At 62.6% G+C, this 5,078-nt stretch carries 6 protein-coding genes and 1 pseudogene; 1 reads left to right on the top strand and 6 read right to left on the bottom strand.

From position 1 onward, the window contains the following. Positions 1–187, bottom strand: a 187-nt coding sequence (locus tag ACIQ2A_RS25450; protein ID WP_398484771.1) for a L,D-transpeptidase family protein, incomplete at its 3' end; no start/stop codon positions are given. A gap of 267 nt (positions 188–454) precedes the next feature. Here ACIQ2A_RS25450 and ACIQ2A_RS25445 point away from each other — a divergent pair. Continuing rightward, positions 455–781 carry a hypothetical protein gene (locus ACIQ2A_RS25445; protein WP_398484769.1) on the top strand — a complete coding sequence of 109 codons (327 nt, stop codon included), beginning with the start codon at positions 455–457 and terminating at the stop codon, positions 779–781. Between the two features lie 58 nt (positions 782–839). Here ACIQ2A_RS25445 and ACIQ2A_RS25440 read toward each other — a convergent pair whose 3' ends face one another. From ACIQ2A_RS25440 to ACIQ2A_RS25420, 5 genes and pseudogenes are all read right to left on the bottom strand, one after another. Next, positions 840–1,601 carry an ABC transporter permease gene (locus ACIQ2A_RS25440; RefSeq protein WP_398484767.1) on the bottom strand — a complete coding sequence of 254 codons (762 nt, stop codon included), beginning with the start codon at positions 1,599–1,601 and terminating at the stop codon, positions 840–842. Between the two features lies 1 nt (position 1,602). Beyond that, positions 1,603–2,523 (bottom strand): ABC transporter ATP-binding protein, encoded by a 921-nt coding sequence (locus ACIQ2A_RS25435; RefSeq protein WP_398484765.1) that lies wholly within the window; start codon positions 2,521–2,523, stop codon positions 1,603–1,605. Between the two features lie 151 nt (positions 2,524–2,674). Continuing rightward, a pseudogene (locus ACIQ2A_RS25430) lies at positions 2,675–2,812 on the bottom strand (type II toxin-antitoxin system HicB family antitoxin); the annotation flags it as partial. 292 nt (positions 2,813–3,104) lie between these two features. Further along, positions 3,105–3,386: a type II toxin-antitoxin system HicB family antitoxin gene (locus ACIQ2A_RS25425; protein WP_398484763.1), complete on the bottom strand. Its 282-nt coding sequence runs from the start codon at positions 3,384–3,386 to the stop codon at positions 3,105–3,107. 2 nt (positions 3,387–3,388) lie between these two features. Continuing rightward, positions 3,389–5,078, bottom strand: a 1,690-nt coding sequence (locus tag ACIQ2A_RS25420) for an ATP-dependent helicase (RefSeq protein WP_398484760.1), incomplete at its 5' end; no start/stop codon positions are given.

Genomic DNA, 5,078 nt, shown 5'->3' with positions numbered 1-5,078 from the left:
AGCTGCCATTCGGCGTCTCATAGGACGGCAGGCCCGAGGACACCGGCCACCGATATTTCTCGACGCCGTCCTGCACGACGGTCATCGTTTGGCTGTCCTTGTCCACGGTGATGTTGATCTTGGCTTCGGCAGTGCCGCCGACGGCGAGGGCGGAAAGACCCACCAGGGTCATGACAAACGCACGCATGTTACCTTTTCGCCTCCGGGCTTCGCCCATTTGTCTGCTCGCCGTCCCGGTTTCAATATGCATCCGGGTCCGGCGCCTCGCCAGTGACAGTTTCGTGCATCCTTAACCGGTCAAGGTTCACGGCCATGCCGGTATCTTGGCGGCGTCCGGCCTGCTGCAGTGCGGAATGCGCAATTCAACACCTCCCAACGGAACCGGTTCCCCTCCTGCGACGTTGCCATGACACAAGTTGTTGCGACCAAAGCGCGCGAGGCGCGGGGGATGACCATGAAACTGAACACAGCCGCACTGCCCACCAATTCGTCCATCAAGACCCGTATGACGCTCGCTGCGGCCACGCTGGCGCTGGTCGCCATGCCACATTTCGCCCATGCCCAGGGCGTGTTCCGGGGCGGCGAGCAGGGCGCCAACCAGGGCTATCGTGACGGCAACCGTGCGGCCGGGCCGGTCGGCGGTGTGGTCGGAGGCGCGCTTGGTCTCGGCGTCGGCGCTGCCGTCGGCGGCGTGAAGGGCGTGCTCGGCATTCCCGAGGGCCGCCGCACCCAGTGCCGTGGCTATTACAACAAGCAGGGCAAGTTCCGCTGCTATCGCTAAGCGGATCGCCGCACAACAAAACGGCCCGGACATGTCCGGGCCGTTTTTCGTTTCTGCATCACTTCTTCAGCTTGTAGCCGGTCTTGAAGATCCACCAGACGATGACCATGCAGATTATGAGGAACGTCAGTGTCATGAACACGCTGAGTTCGATGCTGACGTCGGAAATCTCATAGAAGCTCCAGCGGAAGCCCGAGATCAGATAGACGATCGGATTGAGCAGCGTCACCGTGCGCCAGCCCGACGGCAGCATGTTCACCGAATAGAAGCTGCCGCCCAGGAAGGTCAGCGGCGTCACCACCAGCAGCGGGATCGCCTGCAGTTTCTCGAAACTGTCGGCCCAGATGCCGATTATGAAGCCGAACAGGCTGAACGTCACAGCCGTCAGCACCAGGAAGGTCAGCATCCAGACGGGATGCATGATGTGCAGCGGCACGAACAGGCCGGCGGTGCCGAGAATGATCAGGCCGAGAATGATCGACTTGGTGGCCGCCGCGCCGACATAGCCGATCACGACTTCCAGTGCAGACACCGGCGCCGACAGCAGCTCGTAGATCGTGCCGATGAACTTTGGGAAGTAGATGCCGAAGGATGCGTTGGCGATGCTCTGCGTCAGCACCGACAGCATCACGAGGCCCGGCACGATGAACGTGCCGTAGCTGACGCCTTCCACATTGGCGATGCGCGAGCCGATGGCGGCGCCGAACACCACGAAATACAGCGAGGTGGAGATGACCGGCGAGACGATGCTCTGCAGCAGCGTGCGCCAGGTGCGCGCCATCTCGAACAGATAGATGGCCTGGATGGCTCGGAAGTTCATCTTACTTCCTCACCAGGTTGACGAAGATTTCTTCCAGCGAATTCTGCACCGTGTCGAGATCGGCAAAGCGAATGCCGTTTTCGCGCAGGTCGCTGAGCAGGCTGGTAATGCCGGTGCGCTCGCTCTTGGTGTCGTATGTATAGATCAGTTGCATGCCGTCATTGCCGAGTTCGAGATTGTAAGGCGCGAGTGAGACCGGCACTGCATCGATCTTGCTCTGCAGATGCAGCTTCAGGCGTTTCTTGCCGAATTGCTGCATCAGCTTGGCTTTGTCCTCGAGCAAGATGATCTCGCCCTTGTTGATGACGCCGACCCGGTCGGCCATCTCCTCGGCTTCCTCGATGTAATGCGTGGTTAGCAGCACGGTGACGCCCTTGGCGCGCAACTCGCGCACCACTTCCCACATGCCCTTGCGCAGCTCCACATCGACGCCCGCGGTCGGCTCGTCCAAGAACAGTACTTGCGGCTCATGCGACAGCGCCTTGGCGATCATCACGCGCCGCTTCATGCCGCCGGACAGTTCGATGATCTTGCTGTCCTTCTTCTCCCACAGCGAGAGATCCTTCAGGATCTTCTCGATCAGCGCCGGATTTTTCGGCTTGCCGAACAACCCGCGGCTGAAGCTGACGGTGGCCCAGACGGTCTCGAAGGAATCCGTATGCAGCTCCTGTGGCACCAGTCCGATCAGCGACCGCGCGGCGCGATAGGCCGTCCGCGTGTCATGGCCATCCACCGAGACGGTGCCGGACGTGGCATTGACGATGCCGCAGATGATGGAAATCAGCGTCGTCTTGCCCGCGCCATTGGGGCCAAGCAGCGCAAAGATTTCGCCGCGATTGATGTCGAGATCGATGCCTTTGAGCGCGGTAAAACCGGAGGCATAGCTCTTGGTGAGGCCGGAGACGGAAATGATGGGTGACATGCAGGCAATCAGCGCTGGGGCAGTGGGAACTGTGCGGCGGGATGACACAGATAGGAACGCGCCTGCTCCCGCGCAATCGTCGCAGAGAAGATTTTGCTGCTATTCGGCCGCGTGAGCGTGCGCACCAAGCTCGACGAGAGCCACCTTCCGCGGCGACGCCTGCCGCATAGAGCTGCAGAGCTTCGGGGGCATTTCGCAGGGCTTCGTCAGTATCGCCGCCGGTCGATACGCAGTCGGGGAGATCCGGAAACCAGACGCCAACGGCGAGAGCGGGTCCTGCTTCTTCGATAAAAGCGACAAGTGGGGTATCGCGAACCTCGATCAGGCGCCCAGCCTGCTCCCTTAATTAAATGGCACGAGCCATAGCTCGGGAGAGCGCTCGGCCTGCATGGTTCGAGACGTCCGCTTCGCGGGCTCCTCACCATGAGGGTTTTCTACCCCGCTGCACTCCTCCCTCATCCTGAGGAGCGCGCTCTTGCGCGCGTCTCGAAGGATGGCCACAAGCTGCTTTCAGCGATCATATGCGACTGGCTTCTCTCCCACCCCGGAGAATCCGATCGCAAAACTTGTAGTTCGGCGAGCTAGCCCGCCGGCTCGTATTCGATCTCCGCGATCGTCGCCCCATCGGCCGCGTCTGCGAATGCCGGATCGGCGCTCAGCTCGTCGATGGTCCGTGGCTTCGGCAGCGTCGTCGAGCCATCGGCATTGACCCAGTTCTCGGCCACGTCCTCCAGCGTTTCGACGGCTTCGTCGATGGCTTCGTCCAGCGTGTCGCCGGAGGTGGCGAGGCCGGGAAGGTCAGGGAAGCTGACGCGGAAGCTGCCATCGTCATGCTTGCGGATGACTGCGAGATAGACCGGCATGATCAGGCCCGCTCCACGAAACTGTCCACGACCTTCTTCTCGCCGGCCTTGTCGAATTCGATGGTGAGCTTGTTGCCATCGACTTTCGTGACATGGCCGTAGCCGAATTTCTGATGGAAGACGCGGTCATCCAGCGAGAAGTCGGAATCCGTCCCAGTGGATTTAGCCACCAGCTCGCCTTCGATCACCATCGGTCGCTTTTTCGCAGCGCCGCCGCCGAAAGTCTCGCCGAAGCCACCGCCGCTGCTGCGCCCACGCTGCTGCTGCGCGCGTTGCCAGCCGGGCGTCGCATAGGTCGAGCCGAAGGCTTCGAGATTGTCGAAGCGCGACGAGCCGTAGCCGCCGGCGCCGCCCCAGCCGGAGCCGCCCTTGGATTCCGTGATCTCGACATTCGCCGCCGGCAATTCATCGAGGAAGCGCGACGGCATCGTCGTGTTCCAGGTGCCGTGAATGCGGCGATTGGTGGCGAAGTAGAGCTTTGCGCGCTTGCGGGCGCGCGTGATGCCGACATGGGCGAGGCGGCGCTCTTCCTCGAGGCCGGCGCGGCCCTGCTCGTCGAGCGCGCGCTGATGCGGGAACAGGCCTTCCTCCCAGCCGGGCAGGAACACATTGTCGAATTCGAGCCCCTTGGCCGAATGCAGTGTCATGACGGACACCGCGTCCTCGTCGGCTGCGCCTTCCCGGTCCATCACCAGCGAGATGTGTTCGAGGAAGCCCTGCAGGTTCTCGAACTCCTCCATGGAGCGCACCAGTTCCTTGAGGTTTTCGAGCCGGCCGGCGGCATCGGCCGAGCGGTCCTTCTGCCACATCTCGGTATAGCCGCTCTCGTCGAGCACGACCTCGGCCAGCTCCGTATGCGGCACGACTTCCATCTGCTTGCGCCAGCGCTCGAAGCTCAGCATCAGGTCGCGCAAGCTGCCGCGCGCCTTCGGCTTCATCTCGTCGGTCTCGACCACCTGCCTTGCCGCTTCCGAAAGCGGAATGCGGCGGCGGCGCGCATGGTCATGCAGCATCTGCACGGTGGCATCGCCGAGGCCGCGCTTCGGCACATTGACGATGCGCTCGAAAGCGAGGTCGTCGGCCGGTGAATTGATCACGCGCAGATAGGCCAGCGCATCGCGGATCTCCGCCCGCTCATAGAAGCGGGGGCCGCCAATGACGCGATAGGGCAGGCCGAGGGTGACGAAGCGGTCTTCGAATTCGCGCATCTGGAACGAGGCGCGCACTAGGATCGCGATATCGTTGAGCTTGTGGCCCTCGCGCTGCAGCTGCTCGATCTCCTCGCCGACGCCGCGGGCTTCCTCCTCGGAATCCCATGCGCCGGTGACGGTGACCTTTTCGCCGTCGATGTCCTCCGTGCGCAGCGTCTTGCCGAGTCGGCCTTCGTTATGCGCGATCAGATGCGAGGCCGCGGCGAGGATATGCCCGGTGGAGCGATAGTTGCGCTCCAGTCGGATCACTTTTGCGCCGGGGAAATCGTGTTCGAAGCGGAGGATGTTATCGACCTCGGCGCCGCGCCAGCCATAGATCGACTGGTCGTCATCGCCGACGCAGCAGATGTTTCGTTTCTCCCTCGCCCCGCTCGCGGGGAGTGGGTCGGGGTGAGGGGCAGCCACAGGCTCCGGCGCCTGCGGAGAGTCCCCCTCACCCGGATTGCTTCGCAATCCGACCTCTCCCCGCAAGCGGGGAGAG

Origin of the sequence: Tardiphaga sp. (assembly GCF_044336785.1) — a bacterium.
Lineage (GTDB): Bacteria > Pseudomonadota > Alphaproteobacteria > Rhizobiales > Xanthobacteraceae > Tardiphaga.
This window is presented reverse-complemented; position numbering and strand designations above follow the sequence as displayed.

Bases quoted from the DNA above. Each gene is read 5' to 3' on its own strand.
- ACIQ2A_RS25445 (WP_398484769.1), top strand. From the start codon at position 455: ATGAAACTGAACACAGCCGCACTGCCCACCAATTCGTCCATCAAGACC.
- ACIQ2A_RS25440 (WP_398484767.1), bottom strand. From the start codon at position 1,601: ATGAACTTCCGAGCCATCCAGGCCATCTATCTGTTCGAGATGGCGCGC.
- ACIQ2A_RS25435 (WP_398484765.1), bottom strand. From the start codon at position 2,523: ATGTCACCCATCATTTCCGTCTCCGGCCTCACCAAGAGCTATGCCTCC.
- ACIQ2A_RS25425 (WP_398484763.1), bottom strand. From the start codon at position 3,386: ATGCCGGTCTATCTCGCAGTCATCCGCAAGCATGACGATGGCAGCTTC.